This window comes from Desulfobotulus pelophilus (assembly GCF_026155325.1).
GTDB classification, from domain to species: Bacteria; Desulfobacterota; Desulfobacteria; order Desulfobacterales; family ASO4-4; genus Desulfobotulus; species Desulfobotulus pelophilus.
Window position 1 is genome coordinate 84,139 of the sequence record NZ_JAPFPW010000007.1, and the last position, 21,190, is coordinate 105,328.

Here is a 21,190-nt window from a genome sequence, read left to right on the forward strand (position 1 = left end):
GGCAGCACACTCAATGGGGAAGAAAACCCCATCCAGACTTTCTGGCTCGCCAGAAGTCTGATATTGTAAGGAATATACTTGGTACGAAGACAACTTCAAGACTCAAAAAAAGGAAAAAATCATGAAAGGCTGGTGTGGCCGCATACTGAACGTGAACCTAAGCCGCGGGACCCTTGAGCCCGCCGAACTGAACCCGGCAGATGCCGAACTCTTTATCGGTGGCCGGGGTTTAAACGACAAAGTTCTTTTTGATCGCATCCCTCCGGGCACCGACCCCCTTGGCCCGGAAAACGTCATCTGCTTTGCTCCCGGCCCCCTTTCCGGCACGGTTCTCGGACTCACCAGCCGTGTCGAGGTCAGCACCCTGTCTCCTTACAGCGGCATTCTGGGAGACGGCAATGCGGGCGAAAGGCTGGCCCATGTCATGAAACTTGCCGGATGGGATCAGATCAATATCACAGGCCGATGTGAAAACCCCTCCTATCTGTATATCCATGAAGATGAGATTTCCCTGATTCCCTGCCCGGAGCACTGGGGCACGGATACCTGGGAATTTACCGATGCCATGCGCAACACCCACAACAGGGATATCAGTGTAGCCTGCATTGGTCAGGCAGGAGAATGTCTGGTTCGTTTTGCCTCTGTGATTGTGGATAAATACGCATCCGCCGCCAGAGGTGCCGGGGCTGTCATGGGCTCCAAAAACCTTAAAGGTATCGTGGTCCGGGGAAACAGAAAGGTGAAACTGGCCGATCCTGAAACCTTTAAAGCCCTTGCGAAGGAAGACAGAAATTTCTTTAAAACAGATCCCTTTCAAAAGGGCGTTGCCTCCTGCATAGGTTCCCACCACGGCATCCTCAACTGGTTTCCGGGCTACCGGAATTATGAAGACTTCTGGGACAGAAGCAAGATCCCTGCAGCCATTCAGCCCGAAGCCTTCAAGGAATATGAGGTCCGTCGTACGGGCTGCCGGAACTGTACGGTGCAGTGTAAAAACCGTTTTGAAATCCCCAAAGGACGCCGAGCCGGAGAGCAGGGCGAAGCCATGGAATATGAATGCGTTTTCTGCCTCGGCACCAACTGCGGCATCACCGATCCTGTGGTGATCATGGAAATGGAAAACCTCTGCGACCGCTATGGCATGGATATTATTGCGGCAGGCAACACCATAGCCATGGTCAAGGACCTTTTCCATATGGGCGATATCACCCTTGAAGATACGGGGGGACTGGATCTGTCATGGGAAAATGCCGACGATCAGGTGGAGCTGCTGCACCGAACGGCCCTGCGACAGGGGTTCGGCAACATTGTGGCGGAAGGCCTTTACCTTGGCGCAAAGATTCTGGGAAAAAGGGCCATGGATGTCTGTTACCACGTGAAAGGCCTTTCCAGAGGCCCTTATAAATCGGGCATGTTTGCCCTGGCCCACGCCACCAGCACCCGAGGTGCCGACCATCTCAGGGGACGGAGCTGGGCCTATGGAGAAAATGACGGCGATCTTTTTTCTAAACTGAAAAGCGAAGGCCGTCTTCCCGCAGACATGGCTGATAACCCCGTATCCGCCCTTATCGTCTCCGAAAGGGCCTGTACCCTTGCGGACTGCATCGGCCGATGCAAGGGTGCTGTCAACTCCTGGAGCTGTGCAGTCCCCCTTGTAAACCAGTACCCTCTCATGGAAGGGCTGGCCCGGCTCATGACCGCCGCCACAGGCATTCCCTATACGGAAGAACGCCTTGCCGAAACCGCAGACCGGGTCTATCTTCTGGAAAAGGCCTTGAATGCCCGCTTCGGAACCCGCAGGCAGGATGACAGGCTGGTATTGCACAAAGATCTTCTGGGAACAGAGGAGGCTGCCAAAGAGCAGGAAAAGCACGAAGCCATGCTCACCGCCTATTATGAAGCGTCCGGTCAGGATGTGGTAACGGGGATTCCCACACGCAGAAAACTGGAAAAGCTGAAGCTGGGCTTTGTGGCCAATACCCTTGAAAAAGAACTGCCCCTTGATCCATGGGACGGCCCGAAACCATGGCCCCTGGATGTCTACCCGTCAGGGGAAAAAAGGGTATAGTTTTTATAATTTCTGAGTAACCACAAGTTACTTAAGGATAAAACGCGCTGCGTGCCGTGCGTTGCTATTCAGTACAACCATCGTTTGGTAAGAGCCATACTTGTCAAGCAGGTTCATGGGCACCCAGGCTGTTTGTTCGTGACTCAATCCGGCACTCAAGCTGAAAACCGCAAGCCCCTTTACGGGAGCAAAAATGTTTAAGGATCTTGAGTACCGGAATACGAAACAATTGTAACGTCACTTACAAACGGCAGGGCACCTTACACCATAACTAAGTTGCTGAAATTGCAATGCTGAAATGTAAAAAAATAATGCACACCGAAAGGACATGCATTTACCAATGGACAATCCTGTAAAACCTGTTCAAACCCTCACCATCTGCATGGGCAGTTCCTGCTTTTCCAAGGGGAATAATCTCAATGCCGCGGCCATCGAAGCCTTTATCCAAAAAAACAGGCTCACGGAGTCCCTTACGGTACAGGGCTGCCTCTGCGAGCAGCACTGCAAAAACGGCCCCAACATCACCATTGACGGCGAACTGATTCAGGGGGTTCAGCCGGGAATGATCCATGATCTTCTGGCCCATAAAATCAGGCGGCAAAAATCATGACTCGAATCAAAAGCCCCATCTATACGGAAAAAACCCGCTGTCAGGACTGCTATAAGTGTATCCGGGAATGTCCTGTCAAAGCCATTCGTGTGGAAAAGGGGCACGCCATCATCATTCCGGACCAGTGCGTACTATGCGGTCACTGTGTTGTGGCCTGTCCTGCCCAGGCCAAAAAAGTAAGGGATGACCTGGCGCAGGCACGCCAGATCCTGAAGCTGAAACCAAAAGTAATTGTATCCCTTGCGCCTTCCTTTGCCGCTGTCTATCCGGACATCGAACCGGGTCAGCTGATCGCGGCCATCAAGTCTCTGGGTTTTTACGGAGTTTCCGAAACCGGTATCGGTGCAGATCTGGTATCCGCCAAAATTGCTCAGGATCTCTCGATGGCCGAGAACAGTTCTGAGACGGATCCGCGGGACCATATGGAAAGGCTCTATGGATATCGGGTGCAGTTCCGGTCACAGGAATCCACAACAGGACCACAGCCCTTTCATCAGCCAAAACTCTTTTTATCATCGGCCTGTCCTGTGGTTGTGGAATTCATCAAACACTACATGCCGGAACTCAGCCCCTGTATTACGGACTGTGCCTCCCCCCTGCTGGCCCATGCCAGATATCTGAAAGAAAAGTACGGAAAAGAAACAGGCATTGTATTTATCGGCCCCTGCATCGCCAAAAAAAAGGGAAGCGGATACCTGGGATGCTGTGGATGCCGCCATTTCTTTTACGGACTTAAACCGCTGGTTTGAAGATGAAGGCATCCGTCCGGCTGATCATAAGGCCGCCAAAAATACCTTTATTCCTGTCAAGGCAGCCAAAGGCAGCCTGTATCCCATTGAAGGGGGCATGATTGCCTCCATCCGGAAGTATGCTCCCCTCCGGAATGTGCACATGATGAGTGTCACAGGACTGAAAGAGATACGCAAAACCCTTGAAGGCATAAAGCCTTCTGAGCTTTCCGCTCCTCTCTTCATGGAACTTCTTTCCTGTCCCGGAGGCTGCATCAACGGACCGGGAGTCTGTGACGATACCCAAAGGGCTTTCCGGAGAATCCGCCTTCTCGAATATGCCCTGAAGGCCAGAAATACCCTTACGGAAAAACTGCCCGACATGCACGGTACCCTTCCGGTGGAAAGACATCTCCCCATCGAACATTCCGAGGAAACAATTCAGGCCGCCCTCCGTCAGATAGGCAAGCGAACCGTTCAGGATGCCCTGAACTGCGGAAGCTGCGGTTACGACACGTGCAAAGCCTTTGCCATTGCCATGCTGGAAGACAGAGCCGAAAAAACCATGTGTCTTTCCTACATGAAAACCCTTGCCCAGACCAAAGCCAATGGCCTCATCAGGGCCATTCCGGCAGGGGTTGTCATCTGCGACAATCAGTTAAAGATCATTGAGTGCAACCGCTACTTTGCCAGAATGATGGGAGAAGACGTACTGTCCATGTTTGAAGTACGGCCGGGCATGGAAGGAGCCAGCCTTGAAAAAGTCACCCCTCTGGCCCGTTACTTCAAGGATGTCATCAGCCTCAACGGACTGGACCTTATCAACAGAGACGTGCGTGAAGAAAATAACATTTTCCACCTAACTATTTTTTCCATTGAAAAAGGAGAAAGCGCCTGCGGGGTACTGCAGGATGTGACAGCTCCCCAGATTCAAAAATCCAGGGTGATTGATGAAACAAGACGGGTCATCAATAAAAACCTGAAACTGGTTCAGAAAATTGCCTTTCTCCTTGGTGAGAATGCCGCTGAAACAGAGGCCATACTGAACTCTGTGATAGAATCCTTTTCAGGAGATGAGGACAGGGACGCATGATTCATATGCCAGCGGCGGAAAGCTTTATTGAGGTGGACCATCATCAGATCTTCAAACATAAAGAAGGGGCCGGAGGAGATACCTTTTTGTCCCAGAAAAATGAAAATGACGGCAGGGTGATCACCGTCCTTTCAGACGGCCTGGGATCGGGTATCAAAGCCGGTGTGCTCTCCACCCTTACGGCTACCATGGCGCTCAAATTTGTGGCTTCCAATATCCCCATCAAACGTGCCGCCAGAACCATCATGAATACCCTCCCCGTATGCAGACTGCGGGAAATCAGCTATGCCACATTCACCATTGTGGATATTGAACCGGGTCTGCAGGTGAGGATCATTGAATTTGATAATCCGGGCTATTTTCTTATCCGTGACAGACAGCTCTTCACACCGGAAAAGCACAGCAGCATCATAGAAAGAAAAAATAAAAAAACGGCACCGCCTCACAATGCCACCATGTACTATTCCAGCTACCATGCCCTTCCCGGCGACAGACTGGTCTTTTTCTCCGACGGCGTCACACAATCCGGCATGGGAAGCCAGGGCTTTCCCTTTGGCTGGGGCGAGGAAAGGGTCAGGGATTTCATACTGGATAAAATCCGTACGGCTCCTTCCATCAGCGCAAGGGAACTGGCCCGTTCCATTGTGCAACGGGCACTCTTCCATGACCAGTACAAAGCTAAAGACGATATCACCTGCGGCGTCATTTACATTCGCAGCCCAAGGGATCTGCTGATTGTCACCGGTCCTCCCATGAATCCGGACCATGACAGCGAAATGGTCCGGCAGTTCACATCCTTTAAAGGCTCCCGAATCATTGCAGGCGGTACCACTGCGGGCATCATATCCCGCCACACCGAAAGACCCTGCCGGACCGACCTGAAGAATCTGGATCCTGTTATTCCGCCGGCGTCGGAAATGGAGGGAGCGGATCTGGTTACGGAAGGCATTATTACCCTCGGCAGGGTTGCGGAAATTCTGGAACAGAAGACCAACATCGTCACCGGAACCATTGCTTCCGGCATCCGGCAGAATGCCGCCGATAAAATCATCGATATGGTCATCAACCACGACCGCATCGTTTTTCTGGTGGGTACCAAAATCAACGAAGCGCACCAGGATCCCAACATGCCCGTAGGCCTGGAAATCCGCCGGAATATCGTAAAAAAAATACAGGGGCTTCTCGTGGATCATTATCTTAAGGAGGTCAGCATCCATTATCTCTGATGGCAGGACCGGATCAGAATCCGTGGTCCTGACGGATTCTCACAAAGGAGGCGAACTTAGGTATGCCGGAATCATAGCGTCCGTAATACTGAAAGGTGATCACACTTCCCACGGGAGGAGGCTGCTCCCTGTTCTGATCCGTAAAACCGCTACCAATGCGAAACTCCTTCCCGCTTTCCAACTCCCTGACAAAAAGGGAGCCCATTTTTCCGCTGTTACGACCCCGGCCCGGAACATGGGCCAGTACCAGAGCTTCCCCGTCCTCGGAACTTTTCACCTTCAGAATCTGTGCACTGCGCCCTTTCTCATACAGGGCATCCGGATCCCGTACAATAAGGCCCTCCCCCCCCATTCCTTCAATAAAAGCAAGCTCCTCTGCCAGATGCCGGGTATCCTTAACGGGTTTCTGGTCAATCACAAAGGCCGAGTCCGACGGATTCTCCGTAAACCAGGCCACCGCTTTGCCAATGCGGATACGGAAAGGCTCTGGATCTCCGGGCAAATCAAAAATACCCATACGGATATCCTTCCACCCCTCATGGGGATACTGTTTCATAACCATGGAAGCTGTTTTCTCAAAACTCTGCCGACCGGCCCACAACTCCCCTTCCACAGCAAAGGGAGGCAGACCGGCCACAAAAAACTCCGGCGGATGAAAGGGGGTACCGTTGCGGCTCCACAGATTTCTGCCATCCCAGTACGCACGGATACCATCCAGTTTTTCACTCATCCACCAGCCGTCAACTACGGCTCCTTCCGTATAGACATGGGGCCGCATGGGCTCGTGATCCATGGCGCAAAGAATCACTGGAGGAAAAAACAACATACACAAAAAAATGAACAGCCTCCGGCAGCACCCGAACCCTGCCATTTATCCTCCCCTCATTATCTCCATGGAATCTGTCACAGGTCCTGCAATCCGCCCTCCATCAACAAGAAAAAGGTCATCCAACCATTCCAGCCCCTCCAGGTGATGGGTGGCAAGGATAAGGGTTTTGCCCTCACTTACTTTTCCCAGCTGCCGACGCACGGACCTCGCCGTTTCCGGATCCAGATGGGCTCCCGGCTCATCCAGAATCCACAGCCAGGAATCCTGGAGAAGGGCTCTTGCCAGCGCAAGCCGCTGGAGCTGCCCGCCGGAAAAACCGCGGCCGCCTTCCCCCATGGGACTGTTCAGCCCCTGAGGCAGGGCCTTCATGAAATCCAGAGCCCCGGCTTTCTGCAAAATCCGCCAGATTTCCGTATCAGAAGCGTCCGGGCAGCCAAGACGTACATTTTCACCCACACTGCCGGAAAACCACTCCGGACTCTGGCCCAGCCAGACTATCTGCCTCCGATACCGTTCCGTATCCAGGCCATCCAGCGGCATGCCGTTTACAAGAATACGGCCTTCTGAAGGCCGGTCAAAGGCCAACAGAAGCTGCAGAAGGCTGCTCTTCCCTGCGCCACTGGGACCCACCAGCCCCACCCTTCTGCCCGATCCGATGAACATACTTACATCCTTGAGCACCGCATCCCGTTCATCAGGCTGCCAGACTACCTTTTCCAGAGTGATGGTTGGAGGGCCTTCGGCCTCCCAAACAAAACGACCGCCGCCAGAAGAATCCCTGAACGTTTCCGCAAGGGGCCGCAGGGCAGAGGCCGCCGCCATGGCCTGGGCTTTTGCATGATAGTCAGCACCGAAACGGCGTAAAGCCATGTAGTATTCGGGTATCAGCAGAAGAATAAAAAGGCCGGCGTAAAGGGAAACGGGTACCGTACCTCTGGCCCATGGCACATGACCCAGCAGTCCCATCCCCAGATAAACGGCTGTCAGGGCAATGGACAAAGAAGCAAAGAGTTCCAGAACGGCTGAAGAGAGGAAGGCCAGCCGCAGTACGGAAAGGGTTCGCTCTCTGTAGGCACCGGCAGCCAGTGCCAGTTTTTCACGGGCTGGATCCACCGCATTGAGCTGGCGCAGTACGGTCAGTCCACGGAGAATATCCCTCATGCGACCAGCCAGAAGGGACAGTGCCTCCAGCTGCTGCCTGCCTGCCCGTGCTGCCTCATTGCCAACCAGCATCATGAAAAATGGAATCAGGGGCGCTGTCACCATGAGAAGCAGGGCCACAAGCCGACTATGTGGCCATACCGCAAGAACAATGACAACAGGGGTTACCACAGCCAGAATCTTCTGTGGCAAATAGCGAACAATATAATCATCCATGGCATCCACCTGCTCCAGTACCATGGCCGAAAGTACACCGTCTCCGCCCATACGGCTTCTCAGAGGACCGGCGTCGGCAATCCGGTCCAGCAGCTCCATACGGAGTCGATGCCGCAGCACAAGGCCGGCCCGCAAGCCCCAGAAATCCTTTGCTGCAAGAAAAAAAGGCCTGCAAAAAAAACAGAGCCCGAGAAGCCAGAAGCTCTGCATGGAAAAAACCTTTTTCAAGGCCAGTCCCACCAGGAGGTCTGCCAGAAAAAAGCACTGAAAAACCATAACTACAGCGGCCATACTGCCTGAGAAGGCAGACAGGAGAAGAAGGCCCCGCACCCGTTTTACCTGATCCTGCAACCAGAATGCTGCTTGCTTTTCTCCTGCAGCCCTATCCTTTTCTTCCCCCACAGCCCTATTCCTTTACCGTAACAGGCAGCCGGATCACCACACAGAAACCATTATCCATATTATAGGCTCCAACGGAGCCGCCATGACGCCGCAGGGCCTGTCCCGTGATGGCAAGACCAAGACCCACGCCGCCGGTTCGCCTGTCCCTGTCATCGTGAACCCTGTAAAAGGGCTCAAACAGTCTCGGGATTTCCTCGTCGGGAACTCCCGGTCCGGGATCCGTCACACGGAGCACCGCTTCCCTTCCCTCAAGGGTAAGGGAAACCCGAACCTCACCTTCTTCCGGCGTATAGCGCAGGGCATTGCGCACCACATTCTCCACCGCCCTGTGCAGAAGAGTGGACGATCCTTCCATAACCAGCCCTTCCTCTCCGGAAAAAATCACAGAGCGGTTCTGCCCCTGGGCCTCAAAATCCGCATCCGCTACCACATCCATAACCAGCTTGGAAAAATCCAGGCTGGCACAGACCACTCCTCCACCGTCTCCGGAACTCAAGCGGGCAAGGGTCAGAATTTCTCCGATCATGGTATTGAGCCGCTCCATCTCCATTTCCATACGAACCAGCGCACCCGGATCACCGCCCCCTTTTCGTGCCAGTTCCAAGGCAACGGCCATTCGCGCAAGGGGAGACCGCAACTCATGGGAAATGTCCCTCAACAGCCTGTCCCTTGCATCCAGCAGATCGGCCATACGGCCGGTCATGGTATCAAAATCTCTGGCTAGCAACCCCAGTTCATCCTGCCTTTTTCCCATATAAGGAGCCACTCGAACGGAAAGATTCCCTTCTGCCACAGTGCGGGTGGCAGAACGGAGCCTTGCTATGGGACCGGTGATATGCCGGGCAATGGCCCAGCAAAGAATAACGGCCAGAAGTATGGAGCTCCAGAAGCGGATACCCAGATCCTTGGGGAAACGAAAAATAGGACGTTCCGCATGGTGAGGCATGGGCAACAGGCCCGTCATCAGCCAGGATTCTCCTCCATGAAAAAAGGGAGCCACCACAATGATCTCCCTTTCCATAAACCGCACTCCGCCCTCTGCTCTGTCCGAAAACAAGGCCAGCACCTCCTGCACCGGCTCGGGAAGGGAATCCCCGGATACGGTTTGAAGATCGGGATAAAGAAGCCAGGTTCTTGTCCGCATTTTTTCTAAAAAACGCTTCCTGTAATCCAGATAGCCCTCCAGGCCCTCATCCCGCAACACGGCAACGGCACCATACCCATAGAGCTCCACGGTCTGCCGGAACATCTCCTGACGCTCATGGCGCACCCGCTGCCTGTGTTCTCCCCACGGGCCCTTGGAAGCCGTGAAAGCCAGCATAACGGAAAGGGCCATGCTGGCAAGTGTGAAACCCAGAAATCCAAAAAACAGTTTAAAAAACAGTCTGTGCATCAACAGTCCCCGGTTATGGTAAAGTCGCCCCTGTCTACTCCCCACCTGTGAACGCATAGAGATACCCAACCCCCCTTATGGCACGGATCCGCTCCACACCATCCGGCCGTGACCCAAGCTTACGGCGCAGACTGCTCACATGCACATCCACACTGCGGTCATAGGGGCCGAGGGGCCTGCCCAAAACCTCGGTAGAAAGGCGTTCCCGGCTTATGGTTTCTCCCGCATGGGCCAGAAAAAGTGCCAGCAGATCAAACTCCACCATGGTGAGTGTCACAACCTCACCGCCCCTCAATGCCCGTCTGCTGCCCGGATACATCCTCACATCTCCCATCTCCACCGGCCGTGTCTCCTCAGGCAGACCAGCACCCTCCCCATCACGGCCGCTTCGGCGCAATACAGCCCGTATCCTTGCCACAAGTTCCCTGGGATTAAAGGGTTTACTCAGATAGTCATCTGCACCGATTTCAAGCCCCACAATCCGGTCCACATCCTCACCTTTGGCCGTGAGCATGATAACCGGCAAAGAACTCCTGGACCTCAGCTTTCTCAGTACCTCCAGCCCGCCCATACCCGGCATCATCACATCGAGCACCACAAGATCCGCCACTCCGGCAAGGGCCCTCTCCAAACCATCAGCCCCGTCATGCACACCTTCCACCTCAAAACCCTCGGGTTCGAGATATTCCGCCAGAAGGGCGGTCAGCTCCCTGTCATCATCAATTACCAGAATATGCAGCATCGGGACCTCCTTTTTTCAATATCATGCCAGAGGTGCCGGCTAACGGAGCGTAAAAAATTGTAAAGATAGAACGACACCAGATTTACCAGTCTTCACCCCGCTTTACGAAAGAAAAGGCTATTCTTTTTCATGCTTCGGGATCCACCGTTTTTCCCGACCCACTTCATGCACAAGGAGGTTGTCATGTATCAGAAAAAACAGAATTTCATGCGTGGGTTTTTCTTTCTTTTCATGATCTTTTTTTTATCCCTTCCCGCCTTTGCCCAGCCGGGAAGGGAGTTTCAGCACCCCAGAGATTCGGAACAAAATGTCAGCTTGCTCGAAAAAAAACTGGGACTGGAACCATGGCAGAAAGAAGCCCTGCAGCCTCTTCTGCAAGAAATGATGGAAAAGCGCCATCATCAATGGCAGAAACTGCATGAAACCATGAAAACAGAAATGCAGGCTCTGGATGCGGAAGAGGATGCCAGACTGCAAAAAATTCTCCGGCCGGAACAACTGGCCTCTTTCCGCAAGCACAGGGAAGAAAGACAGCAAAAAGTCATGGGGCGTCATGAAAACCGAAAACCAATGCATCCAGGTACCCGGAACATACCCATGTCTGATTAAGCAATAAAAGCGGGAAGCCCTGCAGCGGCTCACCTTTCTGCAGTCAGTTTGCGGGACAACTCTCACCTTCCTGCCCATGAACTGACAAAGCTGCTCAGACACCACCGGCCCAGGAGCTTCTAGAGCATCCGGGGCCGGTTTTCACCCTCCGGCCAGACAGGTCGATCCCTTCCCGATGGCCCCCCTGCGATCCGATAAAAAAAGTTTCATTACATCAGATCAGGATCTCGGCCCAAGAAAACGGCTCACATCCATACAGGATACACCCATGGCCGCAATATCACGTATATTGGCTGCGGCCACGTCCTCGCTTCGGGCCGACGTAGCATCCACGATGCTTATCACATCATAGCCAAGGGCAAGGGCATCAAAAATGGTGGTGCGGATACATACCGGCCACTGGGTTCCGCAAACGACAAGACGCCGGATCCCCATACGCCGCAGAATAAAATCGAGCTCCGTCTGCATAAAGGCACTGAACCGGCGTTTGATAATAACAAATTCATCTTCAAGGGGTTTCAGCTCATCCACAATTTCGGCCCCTTTCGTACCGGGTACGGCAAAACCTGCTCCCTGCCTGAACAGTCCTTCCCGAATACCCTCCGCATCCACACCATCGGCCCTGTGATGACGGATCACATGAACGACGGGCAGACCTCTGCTCCGAAAAGCATCCAGAAGCTCCCGGATACGGGGAAGGGTTGCTGCCGCACCTTCTATGCATAAAGGGGCCTCCGGCAGCACAAAATCATTCTGCATATCAATGATCATCAGGGCAGATTGATCCCATAACATCGTCTTATCCTCCACTGGAAGGTTCCCTGCAGGGAGCTCCCCGCATACGGGAAAACATACAAATACAAACCATTATAATATCATATGACGGAACAGAACGGCTCGGCAGCTATTTGTCCTGTCTGGCCTTAACGGCAAAGCCCATATCCGGAATCACTTCCAGCACCAGTTTTTTCACATGGGGATAATAGGCTTCATACCGGTCCGTAAGGGTTATAAAATGGATGGAGTCATCGGATGCATTGGAAAGGGCGGGAGCCGGAGGGAGCACATTATCATAGATACGGGTTCCGGCGAGATCCGCATAATACCCGAAAGCTTCTTTATGGCGTCTGTACTGCTTTGTTCTTCTGTCCGCCTTGTTCAGAATAAAACCCAGAAGCTCAAAGGAGCGTTTTTCTCCCCGCCACTGACGGATATTTTCCATCATTTTTAATGTCAGGGGAATGGCATTGGTATTGATGCGGTTGGGCTCCAGAGGAATCATAAAATAATCCGCCATAAAGGCTCCAATGAGGGAAAAACCGTTTCTTCGAGACAGGGCTGCCGGAAGATCCACAATAATAAAATCATACTCCTTTGCCAGGGAGCTTCGGAGCCAGGCAGCCATATCCAGGGAGTCTTCCAGAGAACCGGTCTCATCAAAGTGAAGAGCCTCTTCCGGATCTGCCACCATGGCATCCAGGTTTCCGAGACGCACCTTCTTTGTTCTGGATCGATTATCTTCTTTTCTTGTAACAATATAGTCTAGGATCTTTACCTTACGGCCCAGCCTTTTTTCTCTGATGGCATGGGGCAGGGTTCTTCCCGTGGTGCGCAGCTCTGCAGAACGTTCCGGCCCTAAAATAGCATTGCAGCAGGACGCCTGCGGATCAAAATCAATAACCAGCACCCGTGATTTTTTTTTCTGAATGGTGACCGATGAAAGAAAATCCGCGAAAAAAAGAGATAGAGTGGTTTTGCCCACTCCTCCTTTATTATTATAAAAACAGATAATTCTAGCCATACCCTGTTCGCTCCATTTCCTTTCGCCATACAACAGAACCTCTGCATTGTTCCCATAAACTCTGCCAGATTTTTTTTGAGAACAACCCTTATGCCGAGTCTGCAAATTCAGGATAAAGAGTTCGCACACAATCCGGGCAGATTCCATGGGAAACCCGATCGGGAAAGGCCCTGCCCAAGCCATCGGGAACCGTCACCCAGAGATCCTCAAGGCGGAAACGCTGGCATACGGAACAGAGGGTAACGATATGCTCCACACCGCTTTCCGGTGAAGGCAGAGACGACCTCACCTGCCGGACAAACTCCCTGCTTCTGGCTTTCTGCTCCAGCTCCGCCCCGAGATTCACCACAAGACCGCGCATACGCACAGGCCTGCCTGTTTCGTCCCTTGTAACCGCGCAACCTCTGTCCATATACCAGGTATACCCGCCATCTTTTCGGCGAATGCGGTAATCAATCTGATAAATGGCAGCCCGGCCTTCCAGATAGTCCCTCATGGCCTGCATGGTACGCCCATGGTCATCAGGATGCAGTAACTCCGTAAAGGACTGGTACCCGACATTCTCAAACTCTGCAGGATCATAGCCCAGCATGGTGACCTTCAGATCATTACAGGTGACGCGGTTGCACACCGTATCCCACTCCCACCATGCAAACCTTGAGTCCATCAGCTCTTTTTCCATAAAAATCCGCAGGCCATCCAGAAACACCGTTTTATCCATTCGCCATCTCCAGTGAGTACATCATGGAAACAGAAGAGACTGTCCGAAAACCAGTGGGAATAGCCAACAAGATGTACTATATAGGCATTGTCAGCCCCAAAACATACCGTATATTGCACACAGTGTTACCCCGCCAGTTTTTTTCAAACAGCATCATACCCAACCATTCATACCAACCAACCCAGCCGTCTTGACCTCCCTATCCTTTCCCTTTATTGTCGTTTTGTCCCAGCAAGACCCCAACTCCAGAAAAGGCTTCCCATGGAAACCAGACCCCCCATTTCCCTTTGTCCTGTCACACTTCTCGACTATCGCAAGCGTATCTGTGATGCCATGAATTTTATCAGCCAAAATCTGGAAAACGAGCTGTCTCTGGAAGAAATTGCACAGGCTGCCATTTTTTCACCTTTTCATTTTCACAGAATTTTTACAACACTTACGGGAGAAAGCGTTGCCGCCTTCACCCGCAGACTCCGACTGGAACGGGCAGCCAACCGTCTTCTTCAGGACCAACGGACACCCATAACCCGCATCGCCATGGACGGCGGTTTTTCCAGCTCCCAGAACTTTGCCAAAGCCTTTCGCCAGCATTTTACCATGAGCCCTTCAGCCTACAGGAAAAGCAAGACAGGAAACACTTGCCGCAAACCCGGAAACGCTTTCCATCGGGATTTCCCCTATGCTGCGGACATGATGCCTGCAGGCAGTCCTTTTTTTCAAAACCTGAAAAACCGAAGGGAGCTGACCATGAAAGGAAGTATAGAACAAATTCCCGCCTACCGGGTCGCCTATATCCGAAAGATGGGTGCCTATGGACATGAAATCTGTGAACAGGCCTTTGGAGAACTGATGACCTGGGCCGGTCCCAGAGGATACCTCGAAGCCGGAACTGTTTTAGGTGTCTACTGGGATAACCCCGAAATAACCCCACCGGAAAAATGCCGAATGGACGCCTGCATCACCCTTCCTGATCCTGCTGAACCAGATGGAGATATCAGCGTTCAGCAACTTCGTGGCGGGCCCTATGCCGTATGTCGCTTTGAAATCGCCAACGCAGATTTCCCAAAAGCCTGGAATGAAGCCTTTATCTGGTTCATGGAACAGGGCTATGCCTGTGATGACAGCCCCTGTTATGAACGCTACCACACCAGCCCGGAGGAACACCCCGAAGGAAAATGGATCGTAGACATATGCATGCCGCTAAAGCCGGCCTGAAAAAAGCGTCTTATCCATAGATCAGACTACCCAAAAGCAGCGCGGCAGAAGAGCCGAAAATAGCCACAGAGTTTCCGGCTCTTCTGCTGATTCACATCCAACAGAACACAAACAAAGGATAAGCACTGACAGAACCCGTTCAAAATCTTACAGAAAGCAACGCCTGAAGACGGCATGGGACAGACAGCTTTTTTTCTCCATGTCCCCAAAAACCTTTTTCCCATTACCAGGCACCAACCAAAAAAGGCATGCCCTTACGGACACGCCTTCATGGTCTGCAATCAAAAAAAATCAGTGGCGCCCGGTCTGGATCAGCTCACTTTCAATACGGCCTGCAATGTCCAGTGCCTGGGTCATTAAGTCATGAATGGCAAACAGTTCCTTTTTCAGTTGGCGGATCCCGCCATTGGGAAGGGGAGGAAGGGAGGCTTCCGCAAAAAGGTCTGAGAGAATTTTCGCTTTGCCAGAAAGGCTCTCCATGCGCTCGGAAAAAATTTTCACTTCATCGGCCCACTTGCGAAGCTCCTTTTTCTGAATGTGACCTGACCCTTCAAAACGGGGCTGCAAAACACTGATGTCATAGTCCGGACTGCGAAAAGTGAGGGAAAACATAATGGCTGCTCCTTACATCAACATGGGTTACACGATGAATTGACACAAAAAAAACTCTTTTTCTGCGCCATTTCAAGCCTGATCAGTGCAGGTTATACGGAAAAACTTTTTTCTGGCCGCATACCCGCCTTTGTTTTTTCATAGCATTTTCCCTGCCATCCGAAGCACCATTCCCTTACAAACTGAAATCAAAACCACATATATACCAGTAAATACCTAAAATAAAAAAAGATATTTATTCAGCCATTACAACACCCCTTCTTCCTGTCCGAAATCCTCCGCCACCAGATAAAACACAAAAACAGTCATAAAATGAACAGTCGCTACGCATTGAGTGGATATGTCTGTGGACCATCATGCCGCATAGAAAAAAACAATCCGAAGGCAAAAATACATTGAAAGGAACAATTTGATCCAGCCCCACAGTATTGCTTATATCTATGCCCCATACGGATTTGCATATAAAAAATCTTGAAAAACAACCTGTGCAAAGGAGCAGATCATGAGCGATCCACGCTACGAAGCCATGTGGGAAAAACTCAACCTCGACATTCCGGCCCACGATGCCCTTCTCGGTGTGCTGGGCCAGTTTTACGGTGATATTTACATGTCCCAGAAAGGTCGCCTTCAGGGTATGGAATATCTGGATTTTGTCCTGAGCGAAGTCCATGGCCTCAGGATACAGGAACTGCAGGAAGCCAAATCCAAAGGGCATAAAATCATTGGCACCTTCTGTGTTTTTGTTCCTGAAGAGCTTACCCTTGCAGCCAACGCCGTTCATATCGGCCTCTGTTCCGGTGCGGATGCAGGCACAGAGCAGGCAGAAACCCTCCTGCCCAGAAACACCTGCGCCCTCATCAAGTCTTTTGTGGGGTTCAAGATGGCCAGAATCTGCCCTTTCACGGAATCCTGCGATATGGTGGTGGGAGAAACCACCTGTGACGGCAAGAAAAAAGCCTATGAGACCTTTGGCGAAATGGTCAACATGCATGTCATGGAGCTGCCCCAGACCAAATCCGATGCCGCCAGAGCCCTCTTCCGCAGCGAAGTCCTTCGCTACAAGGAAAAACTGGAAGCCCTTACGGGCAACACCATCACAGTGGAAAAGCTCCGGGCAGCCATCAGCACCGTGAATAACAAACGCAAAGCCCTGCAACGTCTGGATGCCCTGCGCAGCGCCGACCCTTCCCCCATCTCCGGAAGGGACGCCCTTTTGATCCATCAGGTGGCATTTTATGATGATCCCGTCCGTTTCACCGCTTCCATCAATGCCCTCTGCGATCAGATGGAAACCCGCGTTAAGAAGCAGGAAGGCGTAACAGCCAAAGGCACGCCGCGCATTCTCCTTTCAGGCTGCCCCATGGCCGTTCCCAACTGGAAGCTGCCCTACATCACCGAAAGTTCAGGCGCTGTCATTGTGGGAGAGGAATCCTGCATCGGAACCCGCAACATCCGCAACCTCACCGATGAAAAGACAGAGGATATGGATGGCCTCATTGATGCACTGGTGGACCGCTACATGGAAATCGACTGCGCCTGTTTCACCCCCAATACGGAACGCATGGGGCATGTGGTCTCCATGGCAAAGGAACTGAAGGCAGACGGCGTGCTGCACTACGGTCTCATGTTCTGCCAGCCCTATGCCAGTGAAGCCATCCGGCTGGAAAAGGTACTCCGAAAAGAAGAAATTCCCATGCTGGCCATTGAAACGGACTACAGCATGGAAGATATGGAGCAGCTAAAAACCCGGGTGGAAGCCTTTGTGGAAATGATCCGCTGAAAGAAACTGAAGCATGATGCCAATATCTAAGGAGTTGCCATGGGACCAACCTTTACCGGGCTGGATATAGGCTCCAGATCCATTGAAATGGTGGTTCTCCGTGAAGACTGCATCCTGCGGGAAGAGCGGCTGCCCACAACCTTTGACCCTAAACGTCAGATCCGTAAACTCCTGCAGGGGCTGCATACGGACCGCCTCATCGCCACAGGCTATGGCAGAGGCCTTGTGCAGGACATGGGGCTGCCCTTTGAGGTCACAAGCCTTACGGAAATCAAAGCCCATGCCCTTGCAGCGGCCCATCTCTTTCCCGGAGCCCGGACCGTACTGGACATCGGCGGACAGGATACCAAGGCCATCCGCCTCCGTGCGGAAGGCAGGGTGCTCCGCTTTGAAATGAATGACCGCTGCGCCGCAGGAACGGGAAAGTTTCTGGAATACACGGCCGCTATCTTTCAGATCCCTGTGGAAGATTTCGGCACCTATGCCCTCAGGGGGGATGAACCGCCACTCATCAACAGCATGTGCACGGTGTTCGCGGAAACCGAGGCCACCTCCCTCATGGCCCAGGGGGTCAGCCCGGAAAACATCGCCCTTGGCCTGCACCTTGCCATCGTCCGCCGCACGGTGAGCATGCTGCGCCGCACAGGCCTTGAAAAACCACTGGTTTTTGCCGGTGGGGTGGCCCATAACCCCTGCATTCGTTTTCTGATCTGCAAAGAACTGCAGCTGAAGGAAAATCATGATTTATGCATTGCCGCCAGCCCGGAAATGGCCGGAGCCCTCGGGGCCGCACTCTGGGGAGCAGAAGAGTTCAGAAAACTGGCCGCATAAAAAAACCTTCACCGTTTTTTTTAAAAATCAGCGGTGACTTTATCCATATTACCTGGACACGAGGAGAAAAAAGACAGATGAAAAACTATTTTTCCACCCGATGGGGCATCATTGCCGTAGGTGCCCTGATCGGCCTTCTGGCGGCACTGTTACAAAAAATGGGAAACCCGCCCAACATGGGGATCTGTGTGGCCTGCTTTGAAAGGGACATTGCAGGGGCTTTAGGTCTGCACAGAGCAGAAGTGGTGCAATATATGCGCCCTGAGATCATGGGATTTGTGCTGGGATCCCTTGTGGCAGCCCTTCTTGCCAGAGATTTCCGGCCCCGCACGGGCTCAGCACCCGTCATCCGCTTTACCCTAGGCTTTTTTGCCATGATCGGTGCCCTTATTTTCCTTGGTTGTCCATGGCGGGCTTTGCTCCGGCTGGCCGGCGGGGACTGGAATGCAATTTTTGGACTTTTAGGGCTTGCGGGTGGTGTTTTCATCGGCACCCTCTTCCTGAGGGGCGGCTACAATCTGGGGCCTGCAAAAAAAGCTCCGAAATTTGTGGGCTTTGCCATGCCGCTTATCATGGCAGGCCTTCTGGTTCTGGCCTTTATGAATCCACCCATGGCAGGAGAAGGTAAAAGCGGGGTTCTTTTCTACAGCCTCAAAGGCCCCGGTGCCATGTATGCCCCCCTTTTCATTGCCCTTGCCATAGGCCTTCTTGTGGGTGGTCTTGCCCAGAGAAGCCGTTTCTGCACCATGGGTGCCCTGCGGGATCTCATTCTTTTTAAACAGATGCACCTCTTCTCAGGACTCATCGCCCTTGTGGCGGTGGCTTTTCTTGCCAATCTTGCCTTCGGGCAGTTCAAACCGGGATTTGAGGGCCAGCCCGTGGCCCACAGCGTGGGGATATGGAACTTCATGGGAATGGTGCTGGCAGGCCTTGCCTTTGCCCTTGCAGGGGGTTGCCCCGGCCGTCAGCTCTTTCTTTCCGGAGAGGGGGACGGTGATGCGGCCATCTTTGTGGTGGGCATGATTGTGGGTGCCGCCTTTGCCCATAACTTTGCCATGGCCAGCTCTCCTGCGGGTATCGGTGCCAACGGCATCACGGGCCTTATCATCGGCCTTGTGGTCTGCCTTGGGATAGGATTTTTTGGCATGCGGAAACAGGCCTGAGGCAAAAAAGACCCTTCCAGGGCCTTCCCCTCACCCCGGTCCCTCTGGCTTCGAGATCCTCAGCCACCACCCGGAGAGAGAGGGGAAAAAAGGGGTTTCCCCAAAAAAAACTTTTCACGGCCGGTATCCGGCCTATCCATAAAGGAGATTTTCCATGACAGAAATTCTTGATGAACGGGGACTTTCCTGTCCCCAGCCCGTACTGGACACCCTGAAAGCCCTGCCCTCGGTTCAGGGTGGAAAACTCAGCGTACTGGTGGACACGGAAGCCGCAAGGGAAAATGTGGCCAGAGCCGCCGAATCCAAAGGATGGCAACTGGCATCCGTGGAGGAAAAAGATGGTGAATACACCCTGCATCTGGTAAAAAACGCCTGACCTTTACTTTAAAGGAAGGCCATGGCAGCACGAAAACCGCTCGCCACTGCTTTCTTCAGATACAGGGCAGCCATAAAATCCTGACTCCATCCACCCGCTAAAAAATTCTTTTAGCGGGTGTTTTCAAAAGCTACCCCTCTGCTGGCATATTTAAGGAAAGTCCATGTTTTTCAGAAAACTCTTCGGCAGAAAAAAAGCAAAGACTTCCCGGGCCGACCGGGGCATGCTCCTTTTTGACCACACCTCCGATGTGATACAGGCGGAAAACCTTCTCAAGGCCGAAGGCTGGACCATTAAAGTCATGGGACCACCACCGGAAATCCAGAGGGGATGCGACCTTGTGGTGGAATTTCCCCTTATGGAACAGATGCGCATTCTGGAAACCCTCAAAAACGCAAGGGTTCATCCCATGGACGTGGTACCCGTGACCGGGCCTCTCCTTTCCCCTGTGGATCTTTTTCACACAAAAGATTTCGGAGAATACCTCATGGTCCGGGCCGCCAACATGAAAATCACCATAGAGAAAAAAAGCCGCATGATTGTAAATATTTCCGGTGGAGGTTGTCCGGATGTGCCCTTTCTGGCGGACCAGCTCACGGGCAAAATTCTGGAAGAAGCTCCCCAGCCCCGGGAAATCGGACATACCCTCTGCGGATATGCTCTGCAGCTTGCCTATGAGGAGATAGAACGCCAATGCTTGTAATTGCAGGAACCGTACCCGACCCTAACTTTCCTCTGGTTACGGGCCCGGCCTACCTTGAGGGCAGGAGCCTGAAAGTGGGGAATTATCTCATCCCCATTCTCAGGGGCACACCGGCCCTTGTGGCGGCGGCCATTCGAACGGCGGAGTTTGTGGGAGATAAACCTCCCCATGTGCTGCTGGCAGGAGATACGGGCCGGGGCGGAGGCAGCCGTCTTGTCTATCAGCACATCGTGGAAAATGCCCATAGCTTTGCAGCGGCCACCCTTACCTTTCACTACCTTCAGCCCGAAGTGGATTGGCACAATCGTATTCTCATGGCTCTGGACGCCCTTCCCCTGCCACCTGTCCGTATTGCGGACGCAGGGTTCATGTATGCGGCAAAAATGAGCGGCTATGCCACCTCCTATGATCTTTTCACCCCGGATGTGGGCGAGCTCGCCTTCCTTGCCGATGAAAAAGCCCCCCATCCCTTTTATACACGGGGCTTTATTCTCCATCAGGACCAGCAGGCCCCGGAACTCATCAAAAGGGCCTATGCCCATGACAACGCAGCTGGCCACCTTCTGGTAAAAGGCGCCGTTGACCTGTTTGCCTCCGGAGAAAACATTCACTGGCGCATAGACAGCCCCGGCTGCGAAGTAATGGAAGCCATGGGCGGCACGGGAGACACCATCACGGGAATGGCATCGGCCCTCATTGCCTCCGGTATCCACATGGAAAAAGCCTGCCACATGGCAGCCCTTGCCAACCGGCATGCCGGCATGCTGACCCAACCCACGCCCGCAACCCAGGTAGTCGAAATTATCCGGGCCATACCCCAGGCTTTAGCCATGTGCACGGGGGACTGATTCCAAACAGACTCCTAGGTCTTCCAAACCAGACGGGGCCAAACCCTGCCACCCCAACTGCCG

General features: G+C 52.9%; 21 protein-coding genes. 13 read left to right on the plus strand and 8 right to left on the minus strand.

Annotated features, from left to right (window positions below; genetic code table 11):
- Positions 1-121 precede the first annotated feature (121 nt).
- The 5 genes from OOT00_RS07715 to OOT00_RS07735 all read left to right on the plus strand — a co-directional run bounded on the left by OOT00_RS07715 (position 122) and on the right by OOT00_RS07735 (position 5,725).
- Positions 122-2,068, plus strand: coding sequence for an aldehyde ferredoxin oxidoreductase family protein (locus tag OOT00_RS07715; RefSeq protein ID WP_265424737.1), 1,947 nt, complete (start codon positions 122-124; stop codon positions 2,066-2,068).
- 328 nt (positions 2,069-2,396) lie between these two features.
- Positions 2,397-2,678 carry a (2Fe-2S) ferredoxin domain-containing protein gene (locus OOT00_RS07720; protein ID WP_265424738.1) on the plus strand — a complete coding sequence of 94 codons (282 nt, stop codon included), beginning with the start codon at positions 2,397-2,399 and terminating at the stop codon, positions 2,676-2,678.
- Positions 2,675-3,427 carry a [Fe-Fe] hydrogenase large subunit C-terminal domain-containing protein gene (locus tag OOT00_RS07725; RefSeq protein WP_265424739.1) on the plus strand — a complete coding sequence of 251 codons (753 nt, stop codon included), beginning with the start codon at positions 2,675-2,677 and terminating at the stop codon, positions 3,425-3,427. The genes OOT00_RS07720 and OOT00_RS07725 overlap by 4 nt, the downstream gene beginning before the upstream one ends.
- Positions 3,327-4,499, plus strand: coding sequence for a [Fe-Fe] hydrogenase large subunit C-terminal domain-containing protein (locus tag OOT00_RS07730; protein WP_265424740.1), 1,173 nt, complete (start codon positions 3,327-3,329; stop codon positions 4,497-4,499). Before OOT00_RS07725 ends, OOT00_RS07730 begins: the two co-directional genes overlap by 101 nt.
- The gene (locus OOT00_RS07735; RefSeq protein ID WP_265424741.1) at positions 4,496-5,725 is read left to right on the plus strand and encodes a SpoIIE family protein phosphatase; all 1,230 of its coding nucleotides are present in this window, start codon (positions 4,496-4,498) and stop codon (positions 5,723-5,725) included. Before OOT00_RS07730 ends, OOT00_RS07735 begins: the two co-directional genes overlap by 4 nt.
- 13 nt (positions 5,726-5,738) lie before the next feature.
- On the opposite strand, the gene OOT00_RS07740 is transcribed toward OOT00_RS07735, so the two are convergent.
- From OOT00_RS07740 to OOT00_RS07755, 4 genes are read right to left on the minus strand one after another with little or no spacing between them, the layout of a single operon-like run.
- A complete protein-coding gene (locus OOT00_RS07740; RefSeq protein WP_368407583.1) occupies positions 5,739-6,596 on the minus strand; it encodes a DNA ligase in 858 nt (285 codons plus the stop codon).
- Positions 6,597-8,333, minus strand: a complete 1,737-nt coding sequence (gene cydD / locus OOT00_RS07745; protein WP_265424743.1) for a thiol reductant ABC exporter subunit CydD — start codon at positions 8,331-8,333, stop codon at positions 6,597-6,599. It abuts the gene before it with no gap.
- 4 nt (positions 8,334-8,337) lie between these two features.
- Complete coding sequence (locus tag OOT00_RS07750; RefSeq protein WP_265424744.1) at positions 8,338-9,726, minus strand: ATP-binding protein; 1,389 nt, start codon at positions 9,724-9,726, stop codon at positions 8,338-8,340.
- Positions 9,727-9,760: 34 nt separating this feature from the next.
- Positions 9,761-10,468, minus strand: a complete 708-nt coding sequence (locus tag OOT00_RS07755; protein ID WP_265424745.1) for a response regulator transcription factor — start codon at positions 10,466-10,468, stop codon at positions 9,761-9,763.
- Between the two features lie 183 nt (positions 10,469-10,651).
- Here OOT00_RS07755 and OOT00_RS07760 point away from each other — a divergent pair, with 183 nt between their 5' ends.
- Positions 10,652-11,077: a hypothetical protein gene (locus tag OOT00_RS07760; protein WP_265424746.1), complete on the plus strand. Its 426-nt coding sequence runs from the start codon at positions 10,652-10,654 to the stop codon at positions 11,075-11,077.
- A gap of 219 nt (positions 11,078-11,296) precedes the next feature.
- Here the strand turns inward: OOT00_RS07760 and OOT00_RS07765 are convergent, their stop codons facing one another.
- The 3 genes from OOT00_RS07765 to OOT00_RS07775 form a co-directional block, all read right to left on the minus strand.
- Positions 11,297-11,872: a cysteine hydrolase family protein gene (locus OOT00_RS07765; RefSeq protein WP_265424747.1), complete on the minus strand. Its 576-nt coding sequence runs from the start codon at positions 11,870-11,872 to the stop codon at positions 11,297-11,299.
- Positions 11,873-11,981: 109 nt separating this feature from the next.
- Positions 11,982-12,878: a ParA family protein gene (locus tag OOT00_RS07770; RefSeq protein ID WP_265424748.1), complete on the minus strand. Its 897-nt coding sequence runs from the start codon at positions 12,876-12,878 to the stop codon at positions 11,982-11,984.
- A gap of 88 nt (positions 12,879-12,966) precedes the next feature.
- Positions 12,967-13,599: a PAS domain-containing protein gene (locus tag OOT00_RS07775; protein ID WP_265424749.1), complete on the minus strand. Its 633-nt coding sequence runs from the start codon at positions 13,597-13,599 to the stop codon at positions 12,967-12,969.
- 261 nt (positions 13,600-13,860) lie between these two features.
- Between OOT00_RS07775 and OOT00_RS07780 the strand changes: the two genes are divergently transcribed.
- Positions 13,861-14,814, plus strand: coding sequence for an AraC family transcriptional regulator (locus tag OOT00_RS07780; RefSeq protein WP_265424750.1), 954 nt, complete (start codon positions 13,861-13,863; stop codon positions 14,812-14,814).
- Positions 14,815-15,105: 291 nt separating this feature from the next.
- Here OOT00_RS07780 and OOT00_RS07785 read toward each other — a convergent pair whose 3' ends face one another.
- Positions 15,106-15,426, minus strand: a complete 321-nt coding sequence (locus tag OOT00_RS07785) for a hypothetical protein (RefSeq protein WP_265424751.1) — start codon at positions 15,424-15,426, stop codon at positions 15,106-15,108.
- Between the two features lie 502 nt (positions 15,427-15,928).
- Here OOT00_RS07785 and OOT00_RS07790 point away from each other — a divergent pair.
- The 6 genes from OOT00_RS07790 to OOT00_RS07815 all read left to right on the plus strand — a co-directional run bounded on the left by OOT00_RS07790 (position 15,929) and on the right by OOT00_RS07815 (position 21,127).
- Positions 15,929-17,206, plus strand: coding sequence for a double-cubane-cluster-containing anaerobic reductase (locus OOT00_RS07790; RefSeq protein ID WP_265424752.1), 1,278 nt, complete (start codon positions 15,929-15,931; stop codon positions 17,204-17,206).
- 39 nt (positions 17,207-17,245) lie between these two features.
- Complete coding sequence (locus OOT00_RS07795; protein WP_265424753.1) at positions 17,246-18,037, plus strand: acyl-CoA dehydratase activase; 792 nt, start codon at positions 17,246-17,248, stop codon at positions 18,035-18,037.
- A 77-nt stretch (positions 18,038-18,114) separates the two neighbouring features.
- Positions 18,115-19,200, plus strand: coding sequence for a YedE family putative selenium transporter (yedE, locus tag OOT00_RS07800; protein ID WP_265424754.1), 1,086 nt, complete (start codon positions 18,115-18,117; stop codon positions 19,198-19,200).
- Between the two features lie 154 nt (positions 19,201-19,354).
- Positions 19,355-19,576: a sulfurtransferase TusA family protein gene (locus OOT00_RS07805; RefSeq protein WP_139447372.1), complete on the plus strand. Its 222-nt coding sequence runs from the start codon at positions 19,355-19,357 to the stop codon at positions 19,574-19,576.
- A 163-nt stretch (positions 19,577-19,739) separates the two neighbouring features.
- The gene (locus OOT00_RS07810; protein ID WP_265424755.1) at positions 19,740-20,279 is read left to right on the plus strand and encodes a putative Se/S carrier protein; all 540 of its coding nucleotides are present in this window, start codon (positions 19,740-19,742) and stop codon (positions 20,277-20,279) included.
- Entirely contained in the window at positions 20,270-21,127 is an 858-nt protein-coding gene (locus OOT00_RS07815; RefSeq protein WP_265424756.1) for an NAD(P)H-hydrate dehydratase, read from the plus strand. The genes OOT00_RS07810 and OOT00_RS07815 overlap by 10 nt, the downstream gene beginning before the upstream one ends.
- Positions 21,128-21,190: the final 63 nt, after the last annotated feature.

Coding starts and splice junctions, on each gene's coding strand:
- OOT00_RS07805 (WP_139447372.1), top strand. CDS start 19,355: ATGACAGAAATTCTTGATGAACGGGGACTTTCCTGTCCCCAGCCCGTA.
- OOT00_RS07715 (WP_265424737.1), top strand. CDS start 122: ATGAAAGGCTGGTGTGGCCGCATACTGAACGTGAACCTAAGCCGCGGG.
- OOT00_RS07755 (WP_265424745.1), bottom strand. CDS start 10,468: ATGCTGCATATTCTGGTAATTGATGATGACAGGGAGCTGACCGCCCTT.
- OOT00_RS07720 (WP_265424738.1), top strand. CDS start 2,397: ATGCATTTACCAATGGACAATCCTGTAAAACCTGTTCAAACCCTCACC.
- yedE (WP_265424754.1), top strand. CDS start 18,115: ATGAAAAACTATTTTTCCACCCGATGGGGCATCATTGCCGTAGGTGCC.
- OOT00_RS07750 (WP_265424744.1), bottom strand. CDS start 9,726: ATGCACAGACTGTTTTTTAAACTGTTTTTTGGATTTCTGGGTTTCACA.
- OOT00_RS07810 (WP_265424755.1), top strand. CDS start 19,740: ATGTTTTTCAGAAAACTCTTCGGCAGAAAAAAAGCAAAGACTTCCCGG.
- OOT00_RS07780 (WP_265424750.1), top strand. CDS start 13,861: ATGGAAACCAGACCCCCCATTTCCCTTTGTCCTGTCACACTTCTCGAC.
- OOT00_RS07815 (WP_265424756.1), top strand. CDS start 20,270: ATGCTTGTAATTGCAGGAACCGTACCCGACCCTAACTTTCCTCTGGTT.
- OOT00_RS07790 (WP_265424752.1), top strand. CDS start 15,929: ATGAGCGATCCACGCTACGAAGCCATGTGGGAAAAACTCAACCTCGAC.
- OOT00_RS07760 (WP_265424746.1), top strand. CDS start 10,652: ATGTATCAGAAAAAACAGAATTTCATGCGTGGGTTTTTCTTTCTTTTC.
- OOT00_RS07740 (WP_368407583.1), bottom strand. CDS start 6,596: ATGGCAGGGTTCGGGTGCTGCCGGAGGCTGTTCATTTTTTTGTGTATG.
- OOT00_RS07775 (WP_265424749.1), bottom strand. CDS start 13,599: ATGGATAAAACGGTGTTTCTGGATGGCCTGCGGATTTTTATGGAAAAA.
- OOT00_RS07765 (WP_265424747.1), bottom strand. CDS start 11,872: ATGTTATGGGATCAATCTGCCCTGATGATCATTGATATGCAGAATGAT.
- OOT00_RS07735 (WP_265424741.1), top strand. CDS start 4,496: ATGATTCATATGCCAGCGGCGGAAAGCTTTATTGAGGTGGACCATCAT.
- OOT00_RS07770 (WP_265424748.1), bottom strand. CDS start 12,878: ATGGCTAGAATTATCTGTTTTTATAATAATAAAGGAGGAGTGGGCAAA.
- OOT00_RS07795 (WP_265424753.1), top strand. CDS start 17,246: ATGGGACCAACCTTTACCGGGCTGGATATAGGCTCCAGATCCATTGAA.
- OOT00_RS07785 (WP_265424751.1), bottom strand. CDS start 15,426: ATGTTTTCCCTCACTTTTCGCAGTCCGGACTATGACATCAGTGTTTTG.
- OOT00_RS07725 (WP_265424739.1), top strand. CDS start 2,675: ATGACTCGAATCAAAAGCCCCATCTATACGGAAAAAACCCGCTGTCAG.